This is a genomic window from Roseateles sp. GW821-FHT03B02 (assembly GCF_059421025.1).
Window position 1 is genome coordinate 132,854 of sequence record NZ_JBWKUV010000005.1, and the last position, 26,425, is coordinate 159,278.

Annotated in this window: 20 protein-coding genes; 14 read left to right on the forward strand and 6 right to left on the reverse strand. The window is 65.4% G+C overall.

All coding sequences use genetic code 11. The annotated features are described in order from the left end of the window. The first annotated feature begins 44 nt into the window (after positions 1 to 44). The 14 genes from AC07VX_RS15335 to AC07VX_RS15400 all read left to right on the forward strand — a co-directional run bounded on the left by AC07VX_RS15335 (position 45) and on the right by AC07VX_RS15400 (position 17,866). A complete protein-coding gene (locus AC07VX_RS15335) occupies positions 45 to 1,325 on the forward strand; it encodes a nucleotide sugar dehydrogenase (RefSeq protein WP_493166493.1) in 1,281 nt (426 codons plus the stop codon). Continuing rightward, positions 1,325 to 2,473 (forward strand): TIGR03088 family PEP-CTERM/XrtA system glycosyltransferase, encoded by a 1,149-nt coding sequence (locus tag AC07VX_RS15340; RefSeq protein WP_493166492.1) that lies wholly within the window; start codon positions 1,325 to 1,327, stop codon positions 2,471 to 2,473. Before AC07VX_RS15335 ends, AC07VX_RS15340 begins: the two co-directional genes overlap by 1 nt. 241 nt (positions 2,474 to 2,714) lie before the next feature. Continuing rightward, entirely contained in the window at positions 2,715 to 4,652 is a 1,938-nt protein-coding gene (locus AC07VX_RS15345; RefSeq protein ID WP_493166491.1) for an XrtA/PEP-CTERM system amidotransferase, read from the forward strand. Then, entirely contained in the window at positions 4,649 to 5,809 is a 1,161-nt protein-coding gene (locus tag AC07VX_RS15350; RefSeq protein WP_493166490.1) for a glycosyltransferase family 4 protein, read from the forward strand. Before AC07VX_RS15345 ends, AC07VX_RS15350 begins: the two co-directional genes overlap by 4 nt. Positions 5,810 to 5,812: 3 nt before the next feature. Continuing rightward, positions 5,813 to 7,021: a glycosyltransferase family 4 protein gene (locus AC07VX_RS15355; protein ID WP_493166489.1), complete on the forward strand. Its 1,209-nt coding sequence runs from the start codon at positions 5,813 to 5,815 to the stop codon at positions 7,019 to 7,021. Between the two features lie 6 nt (positions 7,022 to 7,027). Further along, a complete protein-coding gene (locus AC07VX_RS15360; RefSeq protein WP_493166488.1) occupies positions 7,028 to 8,341 on the forward strand; it encodes a putative O-glycosylation ligase, exosortase A system-associated in 1,314 nt (437 codons plus the stop codon). Next, positions 8,338 to 9,333 carry a polysaccharide deacetylase family protein gene (locus tag AC07VX_RS15365; protein WP_493166487.1) on the forward strand — a complete coding sequence of 332 codons (996 nt, stop codon included), beginning with the start codon at positions 8,338 to 8,340 and terminating at the stop codon, positions 9,331 to 9,333. The genes AC07VX_RS15360 and AC07VX_RS15365 overlap by 4 nt, the downstream gene beginning before the upstream one ends. A gap of 15 nt (positions 9,334 to 9,348) precedes the next feature. Continuing rightward, positions 9,349 to 10,410 carry a non-hydrolyzing UDP-N-acetylglucosamine 2-epimerase gene (wecB, locus tag AC07VX_RS15370; protein ID WP_493166486.1) on the forward strand — a complete coding sequence of 354 codons (1,062 nt, stop codon included), beginning with the start codon at positions 9,349 to 9,351 and terminating at the stop codon, positions 10,408 to 10,410. A gap of 9 nt (positions 10,411 to 10,419) precedes the next feature. Then, positions 10,420 to 11,685 carry a glycosyltransferase gene (locus tag AC07VX_RS15375; protein ID WP_493166485.1) on the forward strand — a complete coding sequence of 422 codons (1,266 nt, stop codon included), beginning with the start codon at positions 10,420 to 10,422 and terminating at the stop codon, positions 11,683 to 11,685. Then, a complete protein-coding gene (locus AC07VX_RS15380) occupies positions 11,682 to 13,160 on the forward strand; it encodes a lipopolysaccharide biosynthesis protein (RefSeq protein WP_493166484.1) in 1,479 nt (492 codons plus the stop codon). Before AC07VX_RS15375 ends, AC07VX_RS15380 begins: the two co-directional genes overlap by 4 nt. A 21-nt stretch (positions 13,161 to 13,181) precedes the next feature. Further along, the gene (locus tag AC07VX_RS15385; protein ID WP_493166483.1) at positions 13,182 to 14,252 is read left to right on the forward strand and encodes a Gfo/Idh/MocA family protein; all 1,071 of its coding nucleotides are present in this window, start codon (positions 13,182 to 13,184) and stop codon (positions 14,250 to 14,252) included. Between the two features lie 2 nt (positions 14,253 to 14,254). Next, positions 14,255 to 14,845, forward strand: coding sequence for an acyltransferase (locus AC07VX_RS15390; RefSeq protein WP_493166482.1), 591 nt, complete (start codon positions 14,255 to 14,257; stop codon positions 14,843 to 14,845). Next, positions 14,845 to 15,942: a DegT/DnrJ/EryC1/StrS family aminotransferase gene (locus tag AC07VX_RS15395; protein ID WP_493166481.1), complete on the forward strand. Its 1,098-nt coding sequence runs from the start codon at positions 14,845 to 14,847 to the stop codon at positions 15,940 to 15,942. The genes AC07VX_RS15390 and AC07VX_RS15395 overlap by 1 nt, the downstream gene beginning before the upstream one ends. A 16-nt stretch (positions 15,943 to 15,958) precedes the next feature. Then, complete coding sequence (locus AC07VX_RS15400) at positions 15,959 to 17,866, forward strand: acyltransferase family protein (RefSeq protein WP_493166480.1); 1,908 nt, start codon at positions 15,959 to 15,961, stop codon at positions 17,864 to 17,866. 108 nt (positions 17,867 to 17,974) lie between these two features. On the opposite strand, the gene AC07VX_RS15405 is transcribed toward AC07VX_RS15400, so the two are convergent. From AC07VX_RS15405 to AC07VX_RS15430, 6 genes are all read right to left on the reverse strand, one after another. Then, a complete protein-coding gene (locus AC07VX_RS15405) occupies positions 17,975 to 19,585 on the reverse strand; it encodes an asparagine synthetase B family protein (protein WP_493166479.1) in 1,611 nt (536 codons plus the stop codon). Positions 19,586 to 19,665: 80 nt separating this feature from the next. Further along, positions 19,666 to 21,840, reverse strand: a complete 2,175-nt coding sequence (locus tag AC07VX_RS15410; RefSeq protein ID WP_493166478.1) for a GNAT family N-acetyltransferase — start codon at positions 21,838 to 21,840, stop codon at positions 19,666 to 19,668. Positions 21,841 to 21,848: 8 nt separating this feature from the next. Further along, on the reverse strand, positions 21,849 to 22,796 hold the full coding sequence (locus AC07VX_RS15415) for a glycosyltransferase family 2 protein (RefSeq protein WP_493166477.1): 948 nt from the start codon (positions 22,794 to 22,796) through the stop codon (positions 21,849 to 21,851). Then, positions 22,793 to 24,250, reverse strand: a complete 1,458-nt coding sequence (locus AC07VX_RS15420; protein ID WP_493166476.1) for a lipopolysaccharide biosynthesis protein — start codon at positions 24,248 to 24,250, stop codon at positions 22,793 to 22,795. The genes AC07VX_RS15415 and AC07VX_RS15420 overlap by 4 nt, the downstream gene beginning before the upstream one ends. Beyond that, on the reverse strand, positions 24,250 to 25,221 hold the full coding sequence (locus AC07VX_RS15425) for a glycosyltransferase family 2 protein (RefSeq protein WP_493166475.1): 972 nt from the start codon (positions 25,219 to 25,221) through the stop codon (positions 24,250 to 24,252). Before AC07VX_RS15425 ends, AC07VX_RS15420 begins: the two co-directional genes overlap by 1 nt. Further along, positions 25,218 to 26,345 carry a glycosyltransferase family 4 protein gene (locus tag AC07VX_RS15430; protein WP_493166474.1) on the reverse strand — a complete coding sequence of 376 codons (1,128 nt, stop codon included), beginning with the start codon at positions 26,343 to 26,345 and terminating at the stop codon, positions 25,218 to 25,220. Before AC07VX_RS15430 ends, AC07VX_RS15425 begins: the two co-directional genes overlap by 4 nt. Positions 26,346 to 26,425: the final 80 nt, after the last annotated feature.

The window sequence follows — 26,425 nt, forward strand, 5'->3', positions numbered from 1 at the left end:
CAATCACGAGCCTTCCAAGCAATCACAGCAACGAGAAACGATCCATGAATACGCTCGCAGTCATCGGCCTCGGTTACGTGGGCCTGCCCCTGGTGGTGGAGTTCGGCAAGCAGATGCGCACCATCGGCTTCGACATCGCCAGGAACAAGGTCGAGGCCTGCCAACGCGGCACGGATCCGAGTCGCGAGCTGACGGACGAGGAGGTCCAGGCAGCCAAGCACGCCGTCTATACCGACGATCCCAAGATGCTGGCCGAGGCCGACGTCATCATCGTTGCCGTGCCCACTCCGGTGGATGAAGCCCACATCCCTGACTTCCGTCCGCTGGTCGGCTCGTCGACGAGCGTCGGTCGCCACATGAAGAAGGGCGCCATCGTCGTCTACGAGAGCACCGTCTACCCCGGCGCGACTGAAGAAGTCTGCATCCCCGTGCTGGAGCGCGAATCAGGCCTGAAGTGGAAGCAGGACTTCTTCGTCGGCTACAGCCCCGAGCGCATCAACCCGGGCGACAAGGAACACACGCTGACCAAGATCCTGAAAATCGTCTCCGGCGACACGCCGCAGACGCTGGACAAGGTCGCCAAGGTCTACGAGAAGATCATCATCCCCGGCGTGCACCGAGCGTCCAGCATCAAGGCCGCCGAGGCCGCCAAGGTCATCGAGAACACGCAGCGCGACCTCAACATCGCGCTGATGAACGAGCTGTCCATCATCTTCGACAAGCTCGGCATCGACACCTCCGAGGTGCTGGAGGCCGCTGGCACGAAGTGGAACTTCCTGAAGTTCAAGCCAGGCCTGGTCGGCGGCCACTGCATCGGCGTGGATCCCTACTACCTGACCCACAAGGCCGACATGCTGGGTTACCACCCGCAGGTCATTCTGGCCGGCCGGCGCATCAACGACGGCATGGGCAAGTTCATTGCTGAGCAGACCATCAAGCAGATGATTGCCAGCGGCAGCCACGTGAAGGGCGCTCGCGTCAACGTGCTGGGCCTCACCTTCAAGGAGAACTGCGGTGACCTGCGCAACTCCAAGGTCATCGACATCATCAACGAGCTCAAGACCTACGGCGTCGAGATCTTCGTGACCGATGCACAGGCCGAGGCCGAGGAGGCCATGCATGAGTACGGCGTGCGGTTGATGAAGTTCGACGACCTGCCGCAGGCCGACGCCATCGTCGCCGCCGTCTCGCACCGCGAGTACGCTGCCCTGTCCATCGAAGACATCAGGAAGAAGTTGACCAAGGGTGGTGCCTTCATCGACGTGAAGGCGGCCTTCAATAGCAAGGCCCTGCAGGACGCGGGCTTCCGCCTCTGGCGCCTGTGATGTCATCCGGTGAGGGCGATGCACGGCCCCTGGTCGTGCACCTGCTGCACCGCTTCGACACCGGCGGCTTGGAGAACGGTGTCGTCAACCTGATCAACCACCTGCCGTCGTTCCGGCACGCCGTTGTCGCGGTTACGGAGATCACCTCGTTCAAGGAGCGCGTGCAAGCACCGGGAACGCAATTCATCGCATTGAACAAGGCGCCGGGCCAGGGCCTGTGGCTGTATCCACGGGTCTACCGGCTGCTCAGGGAGTTGCGCCCGGCAGTTGTGCACACACGCAATCTCGGCGCCATGGAATTCCAGCTCCCGGCATGGGCCGCGCGCGTGCCGTTGCGTGTGCATAGCGAGCATGGCTGGGAGGTGGGTGATCTTGGTGGAGTCAATCGTTCGAATCAGCGATTGCGCCGGATCTACGGCCCCGCCGTCCATCGCTTTGTGGCGCTATCCAGGGCTATTGAGACCTACCTGACAGGGCCAGTGGGCTTTGCTCACGAACGTGTGCTGCGCATCTGCAACGGTGTGGACACGCAGCGATTCGCGCCCACGGAGTCGGTGCCCGGGGTCTGGCCTTTCCGCCGTGGCGAGCATCTCGTCATCGGCGCGGTCGGGCGCATGCAGGCCGTGAAAGACCCCCTCAATCTCGTCGAAGCGTTCCTGCACCTGCGCGAGCTGTGTCCGGCCGAATGGCCCCGGCTGCGCCTGGCGATGCTGGGCGGCGGGGCGCTCCTGGACGTGGCTCGCCAACGGCTGGTAGAGGCGGGGGCTGCAGGTCAAGCCTGGCTTCCAGGCGACCGGAGCGACGTTGCGGCACTGCTGCCGCAATTCGACATCTTTGCACTGCCTTCCCAGGCCGAGGGCATCAGCAATACGCTGCTGGAGGCGATGGCCTGCGGCTGTGCCCCCGTGGCGACGGATGTGGGCGGCAATCCGGAGCTTGTGTTGAACGACGTCAACGGCTTGCTCGTGCCGGCCCAGGACAGTGCCGCGCTTGCCGCGGCGCTGGCGCGGCTCGTCAGCGAGCCGGCACTGCGTCGCCGACTCGCCGAGGTGTCCCTGTCGCGCGCGCGAAGTCAATTCAGCCTGGACGGCATGATCTCTGCCTATGGCGCCATGTATGCAGCCCTGCCGGGTGGACATGGCGCGTGAACCTGCGGACATTTGCCGACCGCTCGTGAGTGACATTGGCCGTATCGGTGCGGTCGGGAGGTGCGGCCGCGATATGTGGGCGGCGCATCCCCCGGACAGGGGGGGAGTCGTGCCTGACATCACGCAGGGTGCCGCTGACGCCGGGCAGTGACACCAAGCTCGGTAAGAATCCGCCTTTCTTCGCGCCAGGCGTTTCAGGCGAGCGCGGTACTTCAATGATTGGCTGAACCAGGTCCTACCCATGTGCGGCATCACCGGTCTGTTCGACACCCGCGGCCAGCGCCTCCCCGAGCGCGAGCGCCTGCACCGGATGAACGAGTCCCAGCACCACCGCGGGCCGGACGAGGGTGACCTGCACATCGAGCCTGGCGTGGGCTTCGGCCATCGCCGCCTGTCGGTCATTGATATCGCCACCGGCCAGCAGCCCATCTTCAACGATGACAAGTCGGTAGCCCTGGTCTTCAATGGCGAGGTCTACAACTACCTCGAGCTGATGGACGAGCTGCGTGGCCACGGTTATGTGTTCCGCACGAAGAGCGACTCCGAAGCCATCGTGCGTGCCTGGGAGCATTGGGGCGAGGACTGCGTGCACCACCTGCGCGGCATGTTCGCCTTCATGATCCACGACCGCCGCCGCGATTGCCTCTTTATGGCGCGCGACCGCCTGGGCGTGAAGCCGCTGCACTACGCGATGACGGAGGACGGCTGGCTGCTGTTCGGCTCCGAGCTGAAGAGCCTGATGGCTCATGGTGGGCTGCGCCAGGAGATCGACCCGCGTGCGGTGGAGGCCTATTTCGCGCTGGGCTACGTGCCTGACCCGGCCACGATCTACAAGCACGCCAAGAAGCTCGCTCCCGGCCACCGCCTGCTCGTCAAGCGCGGGCAACCCATCGGCACGCCGCAGCGCTATTGGGATGTGAATTTCACGCTGGATGCCAAGATCGGCGAACAAGAGGCCGCGGAGGAGTTGCGCCGCCGCCTTTCCGAGTCCGTCAAGCTGCGCCTGAAGGCCGAGGTTCCCCTGGGTGCCTTCCTGTCCGGCGGCGTGGATTCCAGTGCGGTCGTCGCGGCCATGGCCCAGCTGGACGATCAGCCCGTCAACACCTGCTCCATCGGTTTCGACGATCCCAAGTTCAACGAGACGCAGTTCGCGCAGATGGTGGCGGACCGCTACCGGACCAACCACCGCATCGAGATCGTCAGCAGTGACGACTTCGGCCTCGTGGACCTGCTGGCTCATCTCTACGATGAGCCTTATGCCGATTCATCGGCCATCCCCACATATCGCGTATGCGAACTGGCGCGCAAGCATGTCACCGTGGCGCTGTCGGGCGACGGCGGCGATGAAAGTCTGGGGGGCTATCGTCGCTACAAGCTGCACATGATGGAGGAGCGCATGCGCCGCGCCTTCCCGCTCGCGCTGCGCCGCGGCGTGTTCGGCCCGCTGGCCAAGGTCTACCCGAAGGCCGACTGGGCGCCTCGTGTTTTTCGCGCAAAGACGACTTTCCAGGCCATCGCCCGCGATTCGGTCGATGCCTACTTCAACACCATGGGCATGGTGCGCGACCCGATGCGTCAGGAGCTCTTCAGCGACAGCTTCAAGCGCGAACTGCAGGGCTGGCATGCCAGCGAGATCTTCCACGAGCATGCCACGCGGGCCAACACGGACGATCCGCTGGCTTTGATTCAGTACCTCGATATCCACACCTACCTGCCGGGCGACATCAACACCAAGGTCGACCGCGCCAGCATGGCCCACAGCCTGGAAGTCCGTGAGCCGCTGATGGACCATCCACTGGTCGAGTGGGTCGCGACTTTGCCTTCGAACCTGAAACTGCGCGGCCAGGAAGGCAAGTACCTCTTCAAGAAGGCGCTGGAGCCCATGCTGCCGCACGACGTGCTGTACCGACCCAAGATGGGATTCTCAGTGCCGCTGGCACGCTGGCTGCGCGGCCCTCTGCGTGAGCAGACCCGCCAAGCCCTGCAGCAGGGCGCATTGGCGCAGACCGGCTGGTTCAACCCGACCGTTGTCGGCCGGATGCTAGATCAGCACGAACGTGGCGTCATGGATCACGCTCAGCCGCTATGGGTGCTGCTGATGTTCGATGCCTTCCTGCGCAATGCCGCAGGCGACCGGCGGGCGGCCGCGCCTGCAGAAACCTCCCGCCTGAGCGCATGAAGATTCTCTACCACCATCGGACGGCCTCGCGCGACGGACAATCCACGCACATCACCGAGATGATTCTCGCGATGCGCGGCATCGGCCATCAGGTGATCGAAAGCGCGCCGGCCGTCGGCGAGTACCGCGCTGGCGGCGGCAGCCCCGGCTGGGTGGGGCGGCTTAAAGCCTGGCTGCCCAAGTCGTTGTACGAACTTGCGGAGATCGGCTATTCGCTGGTGGCGCTGCGCCGACTGATTGGTGCGATCCAGCAGGAGCGGCCGGCTTGCATTTACGAGCGCTATAACTTGTACCTCTTTGCGGGCGTCTGGGCCCGCAAGATATTTGGGTTGCCGCTGGTGCTCGAGGTCAATGCGCCTATGGCCTTGGAGCGTCGCCAGTATGGTGGCTTGATGTGGCCGCGTCTTGCCGATTGGGCGGAGAAATATGTCTGGATGCGGGCTGACCTGATATTGCCGGTCACGCAGGTTCTGGCCGACTATATGGTCGATATGGGTATCGATGCGGCGAAGATCCGCGTCGTGCCCAACGCCATCAATGAAGATCATTATCAGAATCTTCCTTCCGCGGCGCAGGCCAAGGCTCAACTCGGCTTGGACGGGCGCCTGGTCATCGGTTTCACCGGATTTGTTCGCGAGTGGGATAGGTTGGAGCGCATCCTCGAATGGATGGCCACACGGCTGGATCGCTACCCGCTGCATCTTTTGGTCATAGGTGACGGCCCTGCGAGAAATAGTATAGAAGGCGTGGCGACGGCTCTTGGCATCATGGATCGCTTGTCGTTCACCGGCGCCGTTGAAAGAGAGCGTGTTCCCGCGTTGTCGATGGCCTTCGATATTGCGCTGCAGACGGCGCTAGTGCCTTATGCCTCGCCGCTGTGCCTGTTTGAATATCTTGCGCTTGGCAAGGCAATCGTTGCGCCCGATCAGCCGAATCACCATGAGATATTGACCGATGGTCGGGATGCGATTCTTTACGGACCGGATGATGAGCTTGGGATCGAGAAGGCGCTCGATACTCTGTGTATCGATGTCGAATTGCGTCAGCGGTTGGCGGGGGCTGCGTCAGAGGTGATTGTCCGCAAGCAGTTGACCTGGCGGGCTCACGCGGCACGGATCGTGGCAGAAATGAACCGGCTAGTGGCTGCGGGGGGCTGATTCATGTCAATTAAGCCACTAAGGGTCTTGACGTTTTCGACGCTTTACCCGAGTAGCAATCGCCCCGGTCACGGCATATTCGTTGAAACGCGTCTGCGCGAATTGCTGAGCAGTGGTCGGGTCGAGGCAAAGGTGGTGGCCCCTGTGCCATGGTTCCCCTCCACCAATCCTCGTTGGGGCGACTACGCACGCATGGCCGCCGTACCGCGCCAAGAAGTTTGGAACGGCATTGACGTACGCCATCCACGCTATGTGCTGCTGCCTAAGATCGGCATGACATCGGCGCCATTGCTGATGGCGCTGGGGGCGCGTCGAACGGTCGCCCGGCTGATCGAGGAAGGCTTCGACTTCGACGTCATCGATGCCCATTACTACTACCCGGACGGTGTTGCAGCAGCCTTGCTGGCCCGCTGGTTCAAGAAGCCATTTGCGGTGACTGCCCGTGGTACGGACCTCAATCTGATACCCATGTACGCATTGCCGCGCATGATGATGCAATGGACAGCAGCACGTGCGTCGGTGTCGATTGGCGTGTGCCAGGCGCTGGTGGATGTCCTGCACTCCTGGCAAGTTCCGAACGATCGCCTGGCCGTGCTGAGAAATGGCGTTGACTTGCAGCGGTTTCGGCCGCTCGACCAGGCGACGTGCCGCCGTGAACTCGGCCTGTCGGGTTCCCCGATGCTGTTGTCCGTGGGTTACCTGATCGAGCGCAAGGGCCATCACATCGCGATCGGGGCACTGGCGAGCTTGCGCACGCAGTATCCCGACGCGCGGCTGGTCATCGTCGGCGATGGCACTGAGCGCGCATCTCTGGTCGCGCTGGCGAGTGAGTTGGGAGTTTCCGACCGCGTGACCTTCGCGGGCGCCAGGCCGAATATTGAACTGATTAAATGGTACAGCGCTGCGGACGCCTTGATTCTTGCCTCCAGCCGTGAAGGATGGGCAAATGTTCTGCTGGAGGCGATGGCCTGTGGAACGCCCGTCGTGGCATCGAATATCTGGGGAACACCCGAGGTGGTTCGGAATGAGCGGGTGGGTGAATTAGTCGGGGAGCGTGAGCCTGCCGCATTTGCCTCGGCCATCGCGGCTTTGCTGTCGCGCGGCAGCAGCCGCCCGGAAATCCGGGCCTATGCTGAGGAGTTCAGCTGGCAGGCAACGACCGATGGGCAGTTGCGCCTGTTTGAGGGTATGGCCAGGAACTCGTTGGGATAGGTCATTATGCGTGATGTCGTTCTGGCGCTATCTCTGGCTTGGTTTGTGCTCGTCGCGTGGCGCAAACCCTGGATTGGTATCATCGGGTGGACATGGGTGAGCATCATGAACCCCCATGCCCTGAGCTGGAATCTCGCCAATATGCCGGTCGCCGCGGCCGTTGGGGGGAGTACCCTCATTGGTCTGTTCGTCGGCGAAGGGAAGAAGAGTTATTTCCTCTGCCGAGAGAATGTGGTTCTGATTTTGTTCATGATATGGATGACGATGGGTTTGCCCTCGTCATTCATCTATGACGAGAGTTTCAATCTCTGGTCGCGGGTTATGAAGATCGACCTGATGATTTTGGTTGCTCTCGTATTGCTTCATACCAAGCGACATATTATTCTTCTGGTTTGGGTGCTGGTTGTCTCTATTGGGTTCTTCGGCGTCAAGGGGGGCGTGTTCACTTTAGCGACAGGCGGCAGCTATCGAGTCTGGGGGCCGGACAATACGTATATTGGCGGCAACAACGAAATTGCCCTGGCCATCGTGATGACGATTCCACTGATGTGGTTTCTTCAATTGCAGTTCCGGGCGAAATGGGCGAAGCGCCTGATGATGATCTGCATCATTCTCATGGCCGCGTCCGCACTGGGAAGCCATTCGCGTGGCGCGCTCGTGGCGATCGGCGCGATGGCGCTGGTGCTTTGGTGGCGTGGCAAGAAGAAATTTGGCATGGCCATCGGGATGGTCGTGGTAGGCGCAGCCTTGCTGTCCCTCATGCCGGAAGAATGGTGGGCCCGCATGAACACCATCAAGTCCTATCAAGATGACACCTCCGCGATGGGACGCATCAATGCGTGGTGGATGGCCTGGAACGTTGCCAAGGCGAACTTCTTCGGCGGGGGCTTCATGATTTGGACAGGGTCCATCTTCGCCATCTACGCCCCGGATCCCCTCGACCCGCACGCCGCGCACAGCATCTATTTCATGGTGCTGGGCGAACAGGGATTCATTGGCCTGTTCCTCTTTTTGCTGCTGTTCTATTTTGTCTTTTCTACTGCGGGCAAATTGCGGACGCAGGCGGCACGGCAGCCCGAAACGCAGTGGCTGTCCGATCTTGGTGGCATGTTGCAGGTCAGCCTGGTTGGGTACGCGGTTGGCGGCGCCTTCCTCAGCTTGTCTTACTGGGACTTCCCGTACAACCTGATGGTGCTCGCCGTCATCGGGCGCCGATGGCTGGAGAGCAGGGCCTGGTTGACCGAGAAGCCGGAGCCGCTGGTGGTTCTGCCCGCCTTCATGAATGGCTGGCTCAAGTCCGGCAGATCGAGTTCGGCATGAAGGTCTTGTTCAACTGCCTTTCGCCGGCGGGGCGTGGAGCCCGGCTCAACGTGCTGATCTTCCACCGCGTCCTTTCGCAGCCGGATCCGCTGTTCCCGGACGAGATCGATGCGGCGCGGTTTGATCAATTGCTGGGCTGGATTGCCCGCTGGTTCAACGTGCTGCCATTGGATGCCGCCGTCGACCGGTTGCGGGACGGGAGCCTGCCGGCCCGGGCTGCCGCCTTGACCTTTGATGACGGTTATGCCGACAACCATGACGTTGCGTTGCCGCTGCTGCAGCGGCATGGACTGCCCTGCAGTTTCTTTATCGCCACGGGGTTCCTCGATGGGGGACGCATGTGGAACGACACGCTGATCGAAGCGGTGCGCTTCAGCGGCAAGCCCCTGCTGGACCTGCGCGGGCTGCAGGACGGCCTTGGCGAAGACCTGGGCCGGCATGCCCTGGGCGACACCGCCAGCCGCCGTGCAGCCCTGGGCAAGCTCATCGAGCGGGTGAAGTACCTGCCGCCCGAGCCGCGGGTGGCCTGCGTCGATGCCATCGCCGAACGTGCCGAAGTCTGTCCGCCAGATGACCTGATGATGAGCAGCGAGCAGGTGCGGTGCCTGCGTCGCGCTGGCATGCAGATCGGCGCGCATACTGTCAGCCATCCCATCTTGGCCAAGCTGACGCGACAGCAGGCCGCCGACGAGATCGGTCGCAGCCGCGACATGCTGGAGGCCCTGCTGAACGAAAAGGTAGGCCTGTTCGCATACCCCAACGGCAAACCGGGCACTGACTACCTGCCAGGCGTCCACCCAGCGCTCGTGCGAGAACTGGGCTTCGATGCCGCTGTTTCCACTTATTGGGCCGCCGCGCGCCGCGAGGACGATGTGTTCCAGATTCCGCGCTTCACGCCCTGGGACCGGAGCCGGTTGAAGTTCGGCATACGTCTGGCGAACAATCTGATTCGTGGCGATGCGCGCAAAGCGGCGGTCAGCGCAAGTTACTGAGGGAGGCTTTTCAATATGCCAAAACGCATCGTTTCCGTGGTGGGCGCACGGCCCCAGTTTGTGAAAGCTGCGGTCGTCAGCGCGGCGCTTCGTGACTTCGGTCATGACGAGGTGATGGTCCACACCGGCCAACACTACGACTACAACATGTCTGAGGTGTTCTTCGAGGCGCTGGGCATTCCCAAGCCGAAACACAGCCTGGGCATAGGCGGCGGCAGCCACGGCGAGATGACCGGCAAGCAATTGATGGCAATCGAGCAGTGCCTGCTGGCCGAGAAGCCAGACCTTGTGCTCGTGTATGGTGACACCAACAGTACGCTAGCCGGCGCGCTGGCGGCGGTGAAGCTGCACATCCCGGTGGCTCATGTTGAAGCTGGCCTGCGCTCGTTCAACGTGCGCATGCCTGAAGAAGTCAACCGCATCCTGACAGACCGTATCTCCCAGTGGCTGTTCACGCCATCGGCTGTGGCCAGCGGCCACCTGCGTGCGGAAGGCATCGCCGCGGACCGCATCATCGAAGTGGGCGACGTGATGCACGACGCCGTGCTGCGGTTCAGCCAGGGTGACGTGCCGCTGCCTGCCGATGTGCCGTCGCGCTTCGGCCTCGTCACCATCCACCGCGCCGAGAACACCGATGACGACGTGCGCCTGGCCGCCATCGTCGACGGCCTGTGCCGCGTCGCCGGCCAGCTGCCGCTGGTCATGCCCGTCCACCCACGCACCCGCCAGCGCCTGGCCGCGCTGGGTGCGCTGGAGCGACTGTCACAAGCCGTCAATGTGCTTGAGCCGGTGGGCTACCTGGAAATGCTCGCGCTGCAGAAGCGCGCAGCGGGCATCATCACGGACTCTGGCGGTATCCAGAAGGAAGCCTTCTTCCTGCAGGTGCCATGCATCACGCTGCGTGAGGAGACCGAGTGGGTGGAGACAGTCGAACTCGGCTGGAACCAGCTGGTGCGCGACCTGTCGGCTCCGGCCATCGAGGCGGCCGTGCTTGGCGCCCGCCGCCCGGCGGCCACGTCAGCGCAACCCTATGGCGACGGCCGCGCGGCCGCGCGCATCGCCGCGGCACTGGCCTGATCTGACCTGATGCGCTCGCTGCTGTTCATCGCCTACCTGTACCCGCCGATTGCGAATTCGGGGACGCGGCGCTCGCTGGAGTTCGCCAACCACCTGCCGGAACACGGCTGGCGGCCCACCGTGCTGACGCTGGCCAACCCCAAGGCCCGTAGTTGCGACCCGCACCTGCTCGACGAGGTGCGCCCCGGCACCCGCGTGCTGCGCGTGGAGCTGTCCTCCTCGATCTGGGCCCGGCGGCTGTCTTCCATGCTCCCGGCTGGCCTGCGCCAGCGTGTGGAGCCGGCCCTGGCCTGGCGGCTGGCTGGCCTGTGGACGGTGCCCGACGAAGTGGCGTCGTGGCGCAGCGCCGCGGTGGAAGCGGCCGTACAGGCGCACCGCGAAACGCCGTTCGACGCCATCCTGGCTACCGGTTGGCCGTGGACGTCCTTTCTTATCGCCCATGACGTGGCCAAGCGCACGGGGCTGCCATATGTGCTGGACTATCGCGACCAGTGGCGTCCCAGCGGTACAGCCGCCTGGGAAGGCGAGACGCATCTGCAGCGCCGCCTCAACCCCCGCCTGGAGCGGCGCGCGGCGGCCGGTGCCTCGGCGCTGGTCACCGTGACGCCCACGCTCGGTCGGGCCTTGGAGAATGACACCGGGCAAGAAGGCTTTGAGTGCATTACCAACGGCTTCGAGCCCAAGGACTTCGCCAACCTTCCGCTGCCTCCGGGTGATGGCCTGGTGCGCGTCAGCTACACCGGAGTCTGGCGCCCGGGTTACGGTCCAGACCTGCTATACCAAGCGGTGCAACGGCTGAAGGTCGTCGGTGCGCCCGGGTTAGAGCGCCTACGCGTGGACACGGCGGGCTTCGCGCCTGGACCGGCGGCCGCCTATGGCGTGCAGGACGTTGTGCATGAGCATGGCCGTGTGTCGCATGCCGACGCGCTGCGCCTGATGTCCGACTCGGACCTGGTGTTTCTTCCGGTGTCAGAAGGCTTCTATGCACTCGCTGCACTGCCCGGCAAGCTGTTCGAGTACCTGGGCAGCGGCCGGCCGATCCTAGCCGCCACGCTTCCGAACAGCGAGGTGGCACGCGTCATCAACGACGTGGGTGGCGGCCGGCAGATCATGCCCGACGACCTCGAGGCCGCGACCGCCGTGTTGGCCGACCTGTGCGCTGGCCGCGGGCTGACGGGCTTCTCGACGCAGCGCGCCGACCGACTGACCACCTACACCCGCGCCGCCACCGCACAGCAGCTGGCAGGCATTCTGGACAAGGTGGCTCGGCGGTGACGGACGCGAACAAGGGTGTGCGCCGCGCGCTCGCTTTTTCATTCATCGAACGCTGGCTCAGCATCATCATCGCGTTGGGCAGCAACGTCATCCTGGCGCGGCTGCTTTCGCCAGCGCAGGTGGGCATCTTCTCGGTCAGTCTGTCCGTCATTGGTGTGGCGCAGGTGCTGCGCGACTTCGGCGTCGTGAACTTCGTAATTCAGGAGAAGGAGCTGCACGAAGACTCGCTGCGCACCGCCTTCGGTCTGTCACTGCTGCTGGGCTTCACGCTGTTCGCTGTGGTGGCGGTATCCGCGCCCTGGGTGGCCGATTTTTACGGCGAGCAGCTCGTGCGCGATACGCTGTGGGTGTGCTCTATCAACTTTCTGCTGCTGCCGTTCGCCACTGTTGCGATGGCGCTGCTGCGCCGCGAGATGGCCTTCCGTGCCTTGGCCGTCATCGGCCTGTCCAGCGCCGCGGTGGGCGCGGTCGTTAGCATCGGCTTGGCCTGGATGGGGAAGGGCGTGATGGCGCTGGCCATCGGCGCGTTGGTGACGAACGCGGCCAACTGCGGGGGCGCCTGGATCGCCCGGCCCGACGGCGCGAAGCTTAAGCCCAACCTGAAGGCCTGGCGTCGGCTGCTAAGTTTCGGCGCGCAGAGCTCGCTGACGGGTGTCGTCACGTCGATCTCGATGGACGTCAACGACCTGGCGGTCGGCAAGCTGATGGGCTTCGAGCCCGTGGCCATCCTCAGCAAGGCGCAGGGCCTGATGCAGCTGTTCCACCGTGACGTGATGACGGCCATCCGCAATGTGGCCTTCCCGGCCTACGCCAAGGTGGTGCGCGAAGGGCAAGACCTGGAGGCGCAGTACCTCACCAGCGTGACCCACGTCACCGCGGTGGCCTGGCCGTTCTACGGCTTCGTCAGTCTGTACACGCTGGAGACGCTGCGCCTGCTGTTCGGCAGCCAGTGGGACGCCGCGGCCAGTCTTGTGCCTTGGTACTGCTTGTGCGGCGCCGTGGCGGCCACGGCCAACCTCATCGGTCCGCTGACGCTGGCCGCTGGCCGCATCGACCTGCTGACCAAGGTGGAGTTGCTGTGGCAGCCGCTGCGCGCCGTGATGATCGTGCTCGCTGCGCTGTGGTTCAAGTCGATGCTGGCCTGCGCGATCGCGCTGCTGCTGGCGTTGCTGCTGCAAGTGCCGCTGCTGTATGCCGTCAAGGCGCGGTTTATGCGGAACAATTGGGGCGCGTGGTGCGCCAACCTGGGCCGCAGCGCAGCGGCGGCGGCGGTCAGCCTGCTGGCGCCCGCCGCGATTGCCTTGCACTACGGCCTCGGCCGAGGTGAGCCCATGCCGGCCGGTGCCTTCGTCGCGGCCATCCTGTTGTGCATCGCGACTTGGATTCCTGGCCTGCTGCTGGTGAGGCATCCACTGACGCTCGACCCTGTGTTCCAGAGGCTTCTGGTGACGGTGACCCGTCTGCGCCGGTCCTGATTTAGTACTTGGAGATTCGCCATGAATTTGCTGCGCCCACCCGTCACCGGCCGCCTCGTCCGCTTCGCGCTGATCGGCTGTGGCCGCATCGCCCAAAACCACATAGAGGCGATCAAGAAGCACGCCGAGCGAGCCGAACTCGTGGCAGTGTGCGACTCCGATCCCGTGGCGCTGCAGGCCGCCGTCGTCAAGACCGGCGCCCGCGGTTTTTCTTCCCTCACGGAGCTGCTCGCCGCCAACGGCGAGCTGGGCATCGACTGCGTCGTGCTCACTACGCCCAGCGGCCTGCACCCGCGTCAGGCCATCGAAGTCGCCCGGGCCGGCATCGATGTCATGACCGAGAAGCCAATGGCCACTCGCTGGCAGGACGGCCTCGCCATGGTCAAGGCCTGCGACGACGCCGGCGTGCGCCTCTTCGTCGTCAAGCAGAACCGCCGCAACCCGACGCTGCAACTCCTCAAACGTGCAGTGAGCGAGGGCCGCTTCGGGCGCCTATACAACATCGCGGTCAACGTCTTCTGGACCCGCCCGCAGAGCTACTACGACAGTGCCGAATGGCGTGGCACCTGGGAGTTCGATGGTGGCGCCTTCATGAACCAGGCCAGCCACTACGTGGACCTGCTCGACTGGATCTGCGGTCCAGTCGAAAGCGTCATGGCCTACACCGGCACGCTGGCTCGCAACATCGAGGTCGAGGACAGTGGGGCTGCGGCGCTGAAGTGGCGCAACGGTGCCATGGGCACTGTCAACGTCAGCATGCTGACCTACCCCAAGAACCTCGAAGGCTCGATCACCCTGCTAGGAGAAAAGGGCTCGGTGCGCGTCGGCGGCCTGGCCGTCAACGAGATCCAGCACTGGGCGTTCGAGGCGCCGCACGAGATGGACAGCCTCATCGGCGACGCCAGCTACCAGACCACCTCTGTCTACGGCTTCGGCCACCCGCTGTACTACGACAACGTCATCCAAACGCTGCGCGGCGAGGCCCAGCCGGAAACCGACGGGCGCGAGGGCCTGAAGTCCCTGGAGCTGCTGATCGCGCTCTACATGAGCGCACGCGACGGCAAGCGCATCAACCTGCCCCTGGCCTACTGATCATGACGACGACCATCCACCCCAGCGCCATCGTCGACGACGGCGCCCAGCTCGGCGATGGCTGCCGCGTCTGGCACTTCGTCCACATCTCCGCCGGCGCCCGCATCGGCGCGAAATGCTCGTTCGGCCAGAACGTCTTCGTCGGCAACGACGTCCGCATCGGCGACAACGTCAAGATCCAGAACAACGTCTCCGTCTATGACGCCGTGACGCTGGAGGACGACGTGTTCTGCGGCCCCAGCATGGTGTTCACCAACGTCTACAACCCGCGCTCGGCCGTCACGCGCAAGGACGAGTACCGCCGCACGCTCGTGAAGCAGGGCGCGACCTTGGGCGCCAACTCCACCATCGTCTGTGGCACGACGGTGGGCCGTTACGCCTTCATCGGCGCCGGCGCTGTCATCAACCGCGACGTGCCGGGCTTTGCGCTGATGGTGGGCGTGCCGGCCAAGCAGATCGGCTGGATGAGCCGCTTCGGCGAGCGCCTCGAGCTGCCAGTGGCAAGCGCCCAGCCCGTCGAGGCCATGTGCCCCCATACCGGCGACCGCTACCTGCTGAGCGGCCAGCAACTTCAACTCATCGAGAAAAGCTGATGGACTTCATCGACCTCAAGAGCCAGTACGCGGCGCTGCGCGACAACATCAATGCCCGCATCCAGAAAGTTCTGGACCATGGCCAATACATCCTGGGACCTGAGGTCAAGGAAATGGAGGAGGCGCTGACCGCCTACAGCGGGGCCAAGCACTGCGTCAGCGTGGCAAGCGGCACCGAGGCCCTGCTGATCGCGCTGATGGCCCTGGACCTGCGGCCCGGCGACGAGATCATCACCAGCCCCTTCACCTTCGCGGCCACGGCGGAGATGATCGTGCTGGCTGGCGGCGTGCCCGTGTTCGTTGACATCGAGCCCGGCACCGCCAACATCGACGCCCGCCTCGTCGAAGCCGCCATCACGGCCCGGACCAAGGCCATCATGCCGGTGAGCCTGTACGGCCAGGTGGCCGACATGGACGAGATCAATTCCCTGGCCCAACGTCATGGGCTGGCCGTCATCGAAGATGCCGCGCAGAGCTTCGGCGCCTCGTACAAGGGCAGGAAGAGCTGCAACCTGTCGACCTTCGGCTGCACCAGCTTCTTCCCCAGCAAGCCACTGGGCTGCTATGGCGATGGCGGGGCCATCTTCACGAGCGACGACAGGCTCGCCCAGGCCTGCCGTGAGATCCGCACGCATGGCCAGAGCCAGCGCTATCTGCACACCCGCCTGGGCGTGGGCGGCCGCATGGACACGCTGCAATGCGCCGTCGTGCTGGGCAAGCTGGACCGCTTCGAATGGGAGATCCGCCGCCGTCTGGAGCTTGGCAACGCCTACAAGCGCAAGCTCGCTGCCGCCCTTCCAGGCCTGCAATTGCTGGAGGTCAAGGACGACCGCGACTGCGTGTGGGCGCAGTACACCATCTTCGTCGACGACCGCGAGGCGGTGCAGGCCAAGCTCAAGGCCGCCGGCGTGCCGACAGCCGTGCACTACCCGCGCCCGCTGCACCATCAGCCCGCCTACGCCCACTATGCCCAGGCCGATGCCTGCCCCCACAGCATCGCCGCTGCGGCTCGTGTGATGAGCCTGCCCATGAGCGCGGATCTCACCGATGGGCAGCAGGACCAGGTCGTCGCTGCGCTGGCCGCCGCGCTAGCCTGATCGCGATCTCGCTCGGATGAAGTTCCGGCCAGACATCGAGGGCCTGCGCGCGCTGGCCATCGTGCCGGTCGTCGTATTTCACGCCTGGCCGACGATGCTGCCTGGTGGTTTCGTCGGCGTGGACGTCTTCTTTGTGATCTCAGGTTACCTGATCACAACGTTGCTTCTGCAACGCATGGCCACGGGCAGCTACAGCGTCGTGTCCTTCTACGCGGCGCGCATCCGCCGCATCTTCCCGGCCCTGTTTGCGATGCTGGCCATCGTTGCGCCAGCCTGCTGGCTGTTGCTGGAGCCGCAGGCACTGCGCGAGTTTGCACGGCTGCTGGGTGCAACGGGCCTGTTCGCCTCCAACGTGGAGCTGTACCGCACGACGGGCTATTTCGAAGTCGCGGCCGATCTCAAGCCCTTGTTGCACACCTGGTCCCTGGCGGTGGAGGAGCAGTACTACATCGTTTTTCCGCTGCTGCTGGCGCTGCTCTGGCGCTTCGCACCGCGCCGCATCGGCTGGGCACTGCTGGCAGTCGGTCTCGTGTCGCTGGTCTACTGCCTGCGGTTGATGCCCTATAACTCCGAGTTCGCTTTCTATGCCGCCCCTGCACGCACCTTCGAGCTGATGATCGGCTCTGGCCTGGCTTGGTGGATGAGCCAGGCCAAAGAGCTGCCGCATAGGCCCATCTGGGCGAACCGCGTGCTTGGGTGGCTAGCGCTGGCGGCTCTCGTCACGTCATTGCTGTGCCTGCGGGCCGACCATGCATTTCCAGGGCCCGCGGCGCTGTGGCCCTGTCTGGCCACGGCAGTGCTTATTTGGGTTGGCGGCAGCAGCCAAGCCGGTGCCATACGCTGGCTGTCAGTACAACCGCTGCGCTGGATAGGCGCCCACTCGTTTTCGCTGTACTTGTGGCACTGGCCGGTTCTCGTGCTAACGCGGCATCTCCTGCTCGACGAGCCTACGCCGATGCAGGCCGCAGTGGCCGTGGCGTTGTCGGTGGTGCTGGCCGCAGCGTCATTACGCTGGGTGGAAGGGCCTGTTCGCCAGGCCAAGGTGCCTCAGCCGGTCATGCTGCTCGCCGGCGCATCTGCCATGCTGGCCAGCCTTGCCGGCGCCTGGGTTTTGACGGTAGTGTCGGATCAGCATGCCGCCCAGCCTGGCCGCGACGCGCTGCTGCGGGCTGGTGCGGCCGACTACAGCCCCGACCGCAAGCGCTGCCACTCCAGCGGCAATCGCTGGCTGGCCTATGACGATCGCTGCCTATTCGGCAACACAGCTCCGATGGCGACCCTGGCGGTCTGGGGTGATAGCCATGGTGTGGAGGTCGCACGCGCGCTGGGTGATCGGGCCTCGGGGCGGCGGATCGCGCAGCTGACGGGCTCCAGTTGCCCTCCGGCCCTGGACTACACGCCACCGGGCCGACCGCGTTGCGCCGAAGTTAACCGTCGGCTCATCGAACGTCTGGGCCAGGATGCAAGCGTTGACGCCGTGCTGCTGGCAGCTCGCTACGAGTTCTACCTGGGCGCTGCCGACGCTGCGGCCTTCAAAGCGGGCATGGCCAAGAGCGTGCAGCGGCTGCGTGATGCTGGGAAACAGGTACTGCTGCTGGACCCGGTGCCGACCTATCACTACCCCGTGCCTGCAGCGCTCGCCCTGCGCTGGCGCCGCGGTGAGGCGCTGGAAGAGCAGGGGCAGACGCCAGGCTGGTACGAAGCAACGCAGGCCGAGGGGCTGCAGTTGGTGCGGCGGCTCGCGGCCGATGGCCGGGCACATCGTGTCGCCGTCGGCGAGTTGCTGTGCGATGGCCGCCCACGTTGCCTCGTGCTGGAAGGCGATCACAGTCTTTACTTCGACGACAACCACCTCAGCATGCATGGCGCGGCACTCGTGGCGCCGGCGGTGCTGCAGGCACTGGAACCTGGTCGTTTGCATTGAAGCTGCCGTTCAACCCAGTCTGAGGCCTGCTCGTGCTGCGAGCGCCCGAGTGGAGACATTGCGAGCAGCCCGGGCCGCCAAACAGTTGCCAAATATGGTTGCGGTCTCTCAGAGTCGCCAGTTCGGCGCATGCCGGCGCAACCATTGCTCCAGCATCATCAGGATCCAGACCATCTCGCCGTAGTAGCCGGCGTGTTCCTTGAGGCGCTGCGTCAGCAGGCTCTGAACGAACTCGGTGCGCACGAGGCCGCGGGCAGCGATGCCGCGCAGGGATTCGGCGGCCAGTGCGTTCAGGGCGGTGTCCTTGAGGGCCCATGGGCCGAAGGGCAGGCCGAAGCCATGCTTCTTCTTCGTCAGGATTTCGTCCGGCAGGAAGCCGCGCAGCGCCTCCTTGAAGAACCAGCGCAGCTTCAGCCCCTTGAGTTTGTAGCTGGTGGGCAGCTTCAGCGAGAAATCCAGCAACCGCGTGTCCAGCAGCGGGAAGCTGACATCGATGTTGGCCAGGCCGGTCGTGCCGACGACCTTGGGCAGATCGTTCTCGGCCAGCGTGTAGCGCCAGTCGAAGGCCAGCATCTGGTTGACGAGGCTGGCCTCGTGCGGGCCGGCGGCCCAGGTGGCGCGCTGGTGCTGGCGCGGGCCGTCGGTGTCGACGCTGGCCAGGAAGGCCGGAGTGAACACCTCGGCGAGGCCCAGGCGGTCCAGCAGGTTGTAGCTCTGCATGCGGTCTGGCATGGGCACACGGGCCTGGCGGATGTAGCTGGTGCCTTTTTTCAGCAGCGGGATGCTGCCCGTCACCGGGTTCATGAACAGGGGGTTCAGCACGCCCGCACGCAGCGGCGTCGGGATCTGGCTGTAGACATGGAAGACGCGCTCCTTGGCGTAGCGCACATTCCCGCCAAAGAGCTCGTCGCCGCCGTCGCCCGCCAGCATGCGGGTATAGCCATCGGCACGCGCCTTGGCCGCGCAGTAGAAGGCCGGCACGGCCGAGGAGTTGCCGAAGGGCTGGTCGTAGTGGGCGGCGACGTCGGGGATGGCCCTCACGAGGTCGGCCGGCGTCACGTAGTACTCGTGATGGTCGGCGCCATAGGCCCTGGCGGCGATGCGGGCGTACTCCATCTCGTCGTAGCCCTCTGCCTCGAAGCCGATGGAATAGCTGGCCGGTGGCCGGTCGGTGGTCTCGCGCAGCAGGCCGCAGACGGTGGAGCTGTCAGTGCCGCCGCTCAGGAAGCAGGCAGTCTTGCCGTCGGCGCCCAGTCGTTCGCGAACGGCATTGCGCAGGATGCCGCGGAACTCGTCGCGCAGCGTGTCGAAGTCGGGATTGGGCAGTTCGTCGAAGCGCGCAACCCAGTAGGGGGCCACCGTCAGCTGGCCGTTCTGGAACAGCGCGTAGTGCGCCGGGGGAAGGCGGTGGACGCCTGCGTAGATGGTTCGCGGCGACGGGATGCAGTGATGGAAGAGGTAGTCGAAGATGGCCTGCGGGTCCAGGTCCGAGATCCCCAGCCGGCTGGCCAGGCCGTCTGCGCGCGTCGCGAAGTGAAGCCGCCCCTCATGCACCGCGTAGCAGAGGCTGTGCACGGCGAAGCGGTCGACGGCGAGGTAGCTGCCACCCTCGGGCAGCGTCAACGCGACGGCAAATTCGCCGCGAACGTCGGCGGCGCAGGCAGGGCCGCGCGCGGCATAAGCCTGCTGCCAGGCGGCCAGGGCGTCGTCGGCGGGCACGGAAAAACGAGGGGCGCCAGAGGCGAACGGCGTATCAGGTGACAGGTTTTGAGCTTGCATCTCTTCTTGTCGTTTGGGCTTCAGGCCGCCGCATTGTCGTGGCGCGGTTTGGATTGCGGGCGCAGCCGGCGCCAGGCCGCGCCGACGGCCTGGCGCGCGAGGCCCAGGAGCCCGCGCAGCGTCAGCGGGTCATAGGCGACGAGGCCGAAACGCTCGCGCCGCCGGCTCATCCAGGCGGCCTTGTAGGCGTCGTCACCGATCAGGTAGTCGATCTCCCGCACCCGGTCGATTTCGATCGCCTGTTCCATCAGCAGTGCGGTTAGCAGCGTGCCTGGGGCGAGAGCCTTGTGGGCTTCGTCGTATGCCAGCTTGTAGATGTCGGCCCGGCCGTTGGCGACGATCCAGATCTGCGCGGCGACTGGCTTGTCACCCAGCCAGGCCAAGCCCAGGCGCAGCCAGCCACGTCGTGCGCAAAGGCGGATCAGCCCGGGCACGAAGCCGGGATAGGGTTCGGGCACCTTCCAGCTCTGCGCGTACACGGCCTGGTAGGCGGAGAGGCCGGCTTCGAGGGCTTCGCCGCCACGCACGATTTCCAGCCGGCCGCCCTCGGCTGCGAACTTCTTGGCGTTGCGCTTTATCGTGCTGCGAACCTGGCCGCTGCGTTCCTTCAGGTAGTCGGCCCAGTTGCGGCTGACCGGCTCGAACCAGTTGCCGAACGCGAAATAGGTATGCGCGCTGAGGCCCGCCCGGGCCAGAGCGCGCTTGAGGACACTGAACTCGCGTGCGTCCGGATCCATCGGTGAGAAACGATAGGCCGCGGCGCGGCCGCCACCCCTGCGCAGCGTGCGCATCAGTGGCAACAAGTCCTCCGCCTCGACGTCCGGTCCCAGCGCCGGCGCGTAGATAGCGGTGTAAAAATTGGACAGTGCACTGACCTCGCGGCCCAAAGCGCTCGTCTGCACGACAGTCGGCAGCACGGCCAGCACGCGGCTCTGGCGGCGCAGCACATGGAAGCGTACCTCGTGTTCCCGTGGCGCGCGCGCGTAGACGGTGTCAATCAGGTTTGCGTACCAGTCGGCGCCGAATTCGATGTGGCGCTGCTCGGCCTGGTTCAGTAATGCGAGGGCATCGGCGGGCAGCTCGCGGACATGGACGTAGGTGTCCACGCTGGCGCCGCTGCGGTTGACCATGATCTCCGTGTCCACCGGCTGCTTGTCCCGTCGGTGCCAGCTTCGGGCGGTCCGCCTCAACATGCCGAACAGCGCGGGCAGGCCTCGGTGGCGATAGACGCTGACGTGGTTGATCCAGCGTTGCGACGTCGACCAGGCCAGCAGGTCGGGGTCGGCGTTCGTGTAGAACTCGACGACCGCGCCCGGGGCCCGCGTGAACAAGTCTTCCAGGGTGCGCAGCAGCAGGACGCGGCCGGGCGCGAAGCGTTCGAACTGCTCGTCGAAAGCGGTCTTGAGCATGACGGCCATGTCGTCGCGCAGCAGCAGCATGCGCGAGGCCAGCAGGCTGTCTCCCAGCCATAGCTCGTAGACCAGGGCTTCGCCGCGCTCGGCGAACTGGCGCATGACTTCCGCGTAGAAGCGGCCCTGCGGGTTGTCGCTGCCGACGGCTGTGCCTTCGCGTCCCTTCCAGCCACGGCTTTCCAGCATGGCGTAGCGCTCCACGGCCGCGGGCATGGCGTCAGGTGCTGCAATGATCTCCAGACGTTCGGCGCCAGCTTCGGATTGCAGGCGGCGCAGATAGCGGCGCATGTTCTGGATCAGCTTGCGCGGCCGCTGGGCCCAGTAGTCATCGAAGCTTTCCTTGAGGCTGATGTTCATGGTCAGCGCATGCGGCAGGCTCCTGACCGGCCTGCCTTGCAGCTCCCTGAGGTCGCCGAAACGCGGGTCGTTGCACAGCAGATCCAGTTCGCTGGCGTGGCCGGGCAGGGCGGCGAACAAGCCCCCAAGGTCGAACCCCTCCGGGATCAAGCTGGGCCCGATCTGTGTCTGTGAGGGCAGAAAGCTGGACCACACGCCCAGACCACGCGTACGTGCGTTCAGCAGCAGCATGGCCACTGGCTCGCCGCCCTGTGCGGCGATGGCGAGCAGGGTGCCCTTGTCGCCGAAATGGCGCAGCAGGGCGTCGACGAAGGAGCCGTCCAGCATGCCGTGGCGTCCCATCAGGCGCTGGTTCAGGCCGTCCCAGGCGTCGCGATGCGGGCCCAGGCCTTGCGCCGGTGCCAGCGTGTGGAGTTGCCAGGCCATGCCAGAGTTCATTGCGGGTCGAGATCCAGGAAATGGGCGCCCGGTTCGGCGCAGAGTCGGGCATGGCGGCGCGCCGGCATGAGTTCTACCAGCAGTTGCAGACTGGCCAGCAGGCTGGCAAGGAAGCCTTGCAGGTCGTGATTGGTCAACAGGTCGGCCAAGGGCTGCACTACGCCTGCCGCCAGCAGGCGCAGCAATTGTCCAGGCAGGCTCCCATGCGGGCGCTTGAGATCCAGCAGCAGCGCCGAGCGCTTGCGTCGCGCGCGGCCGGCGAGTTGTTGCCGCCAGCTTCGCGGCGGACTTGGCGGCTTTGCACGCAGATGCACGATGCGGGCGGCCGGCAGCAGCGCGGTGCGCAGCCCGTGATGCGCAAAGCGCTCGATGAGGTCGTCGTCCTCTCCGTACATGAAGAACAGCGGGTCAAAGCCGCCGACGCGGTGGAACACACCGGCGCGCAGCATCCAGGCCGCCGCGTTGATGCCGCGGATCGCGTAGTGCGGCTGCACCCGCCCCAGGCAGGCGTCTGACAGATAGCCACTGGCATGGCGTTGCAGATAGGCGCTCTGGGTGTTGGGGTCGACCCGGCTCAGGTCGGGGCTGCAGTGCAGGGGGCTGACGATGTCGAAGCCGGGCTCGGCGGTGAGGAAATCCACCATCAGCCCGACGGCCTCGGGCGTCACCCAGGCATCCTGATTCAGCAGCAGGATCGCGTCGGCGCCGGCTCTCAGGGCCGCCGCGATGCCGAGATTGTTGCCTCGGCCAAAGCCCAGATTGGCGCCCGCCTCGATGAGATGTGCCTCGGGAAAATCGCGCCGCACGATGGCCACCGTGTCGTCGGTCGAGGCGTTGTCGACGACGATGGCCGTGCAGGCGTGGGTGCTGGCACGCAGGGAGCGCAGCGCATCGGCAATCCAAGCGGCGCCGTTGTAGCTCACGATGACGGCGTGGACCTTCATGACACGCCAACCCCTGCACGCCGGCGGATCAGGGCGAGCAGTTCGCCATGGAGCGGGTGATCCAGCAACTTCAGCCCGGCCAGCCAGAGCAGGCAGGTCATCGCCGCACAGCCGAGCCAGATCGGCAGCCCGAGCGCTCCGCCGGGCGGCCGCAGCCAGGCCGCGGCCAGGGCGGAAGGAAGCAGGCAGATCAGCGCCAGCAGGGCATTGCGCGCCAGCTCGCGCCCGATCGCGTGAAAGTCGCTCGGCAGGCAGCGCTGCTTGAACGCATAGAAATAGGGCACGGCGACGATGGCCATGGCGAGGAAGCCGAGGGCCAGCGGCTCCAGCGCCCGCCACCACCACAGCACCCCGACCAGCAGCAGGGCCTTGACGGGTTGAATGATGAGATCGGCAAGGGCCACGAGCCTGGCCTGGCCGGCGGCCAGCATGACGGTTGGCACGAGGCTGTTCAGCACGCTGACGGCGCCGGCGGCGCAATAGATCGGCACGAGGGGGGCCGAGGCATCCCATTGCGGCCCGAACATCAGGCGCAGCACTTCCAGCGCGAACAGGCCGACGAAGCCGTAGAAGGGCCAGGCCACGGCGCTGACGGCGGCGAGGCTCTGCACATGGCGTTGCTCCAGCGCACCCTCCTCGCGGTGCACCTTGGCGAAGGCGGGGTAGGCGACCGAGCGCACCGTGCCCATGATGTCGCGTGCGAACAGGTTCATCAGTCCCTGGGCGCGGCTGGCAACGGCGACCTGGCCGAAGTTGAGCAGCTTGCCCACTGCCAGGTCGTTGATGTCCATGGACACCGAGGTCACGACGTTCGCTGCCGTCACCGGGCCGCCGAAGGCGAGGATCTCGCGCCACCGGTGCAGTTGCGGCCGTGCCAGCCTGCCCCAGGCCCCGGTCAGGCTGACGCCGGTGGCGATGGTCAGGCTGCCGGCGATATCGCCCCAGGCCAGGCTGGCCGAGCCGGCGCCGGACCAGGCCAGCCCGAGCGTCGTGAAGGTTCCCACGACGGCTGCCGACACGTTGACGCGCATCAGCGCGTCAAAACGCATGTCGCGCCTGAGCAGCGCGATGGAAATGGAGTTGAAAGGCAGGATCAGGAAGTTGAACGAGATGATGCGGACGATGCCGGCCAGGCTGTCGTCTCGATAGAACTCGGCGATCCATGGGGCCGCCGCGTTGATGACGACGAAGAGACCGCCGCCCAGCAGTACAGACAGGCCCAGGGCGCTGCCAACGTCCTCGGGACCCAGCTCCTTGCGCTGGATCAGGTAGTTGGCGAGGCCGAAGTCACGCACTACCTGAGCCATGCTGATGAGTGCCATGGAGACCGAGTACAGCCCGATCTGTTGCGGCGTCAGCAGCCGCGCCAGCAGCGTAAAAGACAGCAGCTGCAGTCCGATCAGCAGATAGCGCTCCATGAAGGCGAAACCGAGCGAGCGGTGGACGTTGCTCATCAGTAGAGATTCCGCTTCAGGGAGCGGCGCTCGACCCAGGCCGGGTAGGCGGCCGGGCGAAGCCGAGACAGCCAGCGTGCCGCGATAGTTCCCCGGGCGCGCCAAATGCGAAGCTCGCGCGCGAAGCGTTGCGCCGGGGGCTCGCACAGCAGCGGGGCGATCAGCCAAAGGAGCATGTCCTGGGCGAGCCGGCGGTACAGCCACGCCGGTACCCAGGCCAGGTGGTACTCGTCGGGCAGCATGCGCTGCCACGGCGAGATGCCGGCCTTCAAAGACCAGCGGCGGAAATAGCGCCGGGTCAGCATGGCCGGATCGATCGGCGCCGTCACGCACAGACGTGGCTCATAGGCGACGATCTCACCACGGTTCAGGCAGCGCTGGCCGAACTCGAAGTCCATGTGGCGGAAATGCGCCTCCGAGAAGCCGCCAACCCGCTGGAACAGCGCGGCCCTGGCGACCAGATTTGCGCCGGCAGGGGCGTAGCCGGGCGGTGGTGGCGCGAGCCGTTCGGGCCCCAGGTCCACACCGCCCACGATGGCCGCCATGCTGTCGTCATACCAGTCAGGGCGGCCGCTTGCGGGCCACTGCAGCACGGTGCGCCCGCCGGCCAGCGCCAGATCTTCGTTGTCGAAGGCTGCGTCGATCTGCTCCAGCCAGTCGGCCGAAAAGACGATGTCGTCGTCAGTGAAAGCGAGCACCTCGCAGCCCAGCTCGCGGGCTCTGGCGATGGCCGTGTTGAGCGCGAACTGCTTGCCCTGGCGGCGCTCAAAGAAAGCATGCAACCGACCCAGCGGCCAGGCCGGCTGGCGCTCCCGCACGCGGGTCTGGGTGTCGTCCTGCGAATTGTTGTCGACCACCATCACATCCACCGCACAGCCGTCGGGGCGGCGCACTGCTGCGAGGGAATCCAGGGTTGCCGCCAGCATGTCGGCGCGGTTCCATGTGCAGATGACGACGCCCAGGCGCTTCATCGCTGCTCGGCCACCTTGCGATACACCTCGAGATGGCCGCGCCAGCTCTCGGCCCAGCGAAATCCCTGGGCCCATTTCCGTGCGCGCACGGTCTTTTCGGCCCGAGCTTCGGGCGTGAGCGTGACGGCTTCGTTCAGTGCATGGGCCCAGGCCGAAAGATCCTCGGCGGGCACGAGGGTTGCCAGCGGGCCGGTCAGTTCCGCCAGACTGCCCAGCGGGCTGAAGATGACTGGCGTGCCGGCTGCCTGCGCCTCGATGGCCGGGAAGCCGAAACCCTCGTAAAGCGTGGGATACAGCACTGCTGCGGCCGCGGTGTACAGCGCATGCAGCTCGGCGTCAGAGAGGAATTCAGCGAACACCACGCGACCCTGCAGCTCGCGCGGCAGGGCGGCACTGGCCGCCTGGCGCGCCGACGCGCCGAAGCCGCAGGCCACCAATTTGAGAGCGGGGTCGGGCTGCGCGGCAAGCACCTCCAGCGCCCAGTCGAAGCGCTTGCGCTTCAGGGGGCCGCCCAGATAGACCGCGAACGCCGCGCCGCCGAGGGCTTGCTGCAGCGACGGTGGGATCGGCGCCTTTGGTGGCTCGAAATAGGCGGACTCGATGCCGTGGTAAATGACGGTCAGCCGTGATTCCAGCTCCGGCCAGCGGGCCAGGATGTCGCGCCGAGAGGATTCGCTGATCGTGATGACGTGGGCGGCGCGCCTGAGTGCGGCGGGAATGAGCCGGTCCCAGTACAGCCGCTCGACGACTGTGTCGGCGCGCTCATCGAAAGCCAGCGTGTCGTGCAGCGTCACGACGGTGGGGAGGGGCTGCCACAACGGCAAGGCGCCCTCCGTGCAGTGCAGCAGCGTCAATGGCGTGCGCCTGCTCCGCAACGGCAACCCCATCTGCTCCCACAGCCGGAAGCGGTCACCACGGAACTCGAAGATGTCCGGCGTGAACCGGGCCCCCTGAGGGTGCTGGAGTGGATGTCGGGGGTCGTTGGCGAATAACTGCCAGCAGACATCGTCGCTGCTGTTGCGCAGCAACTCCATGACGTATTTGCCCATGCCCCGTACATGGGCCGTGTTCAGGCAACACGCAACCAGGCCGATCCGAAGGCTTGCGAACTGATCGTTGTTCATCTGGGCAGGACTATCGGGTGACGGCTTGGTGGGAAGAAACTTCAGTCGAAGACAGACTGCCGCACAGGACCGTACGGCGG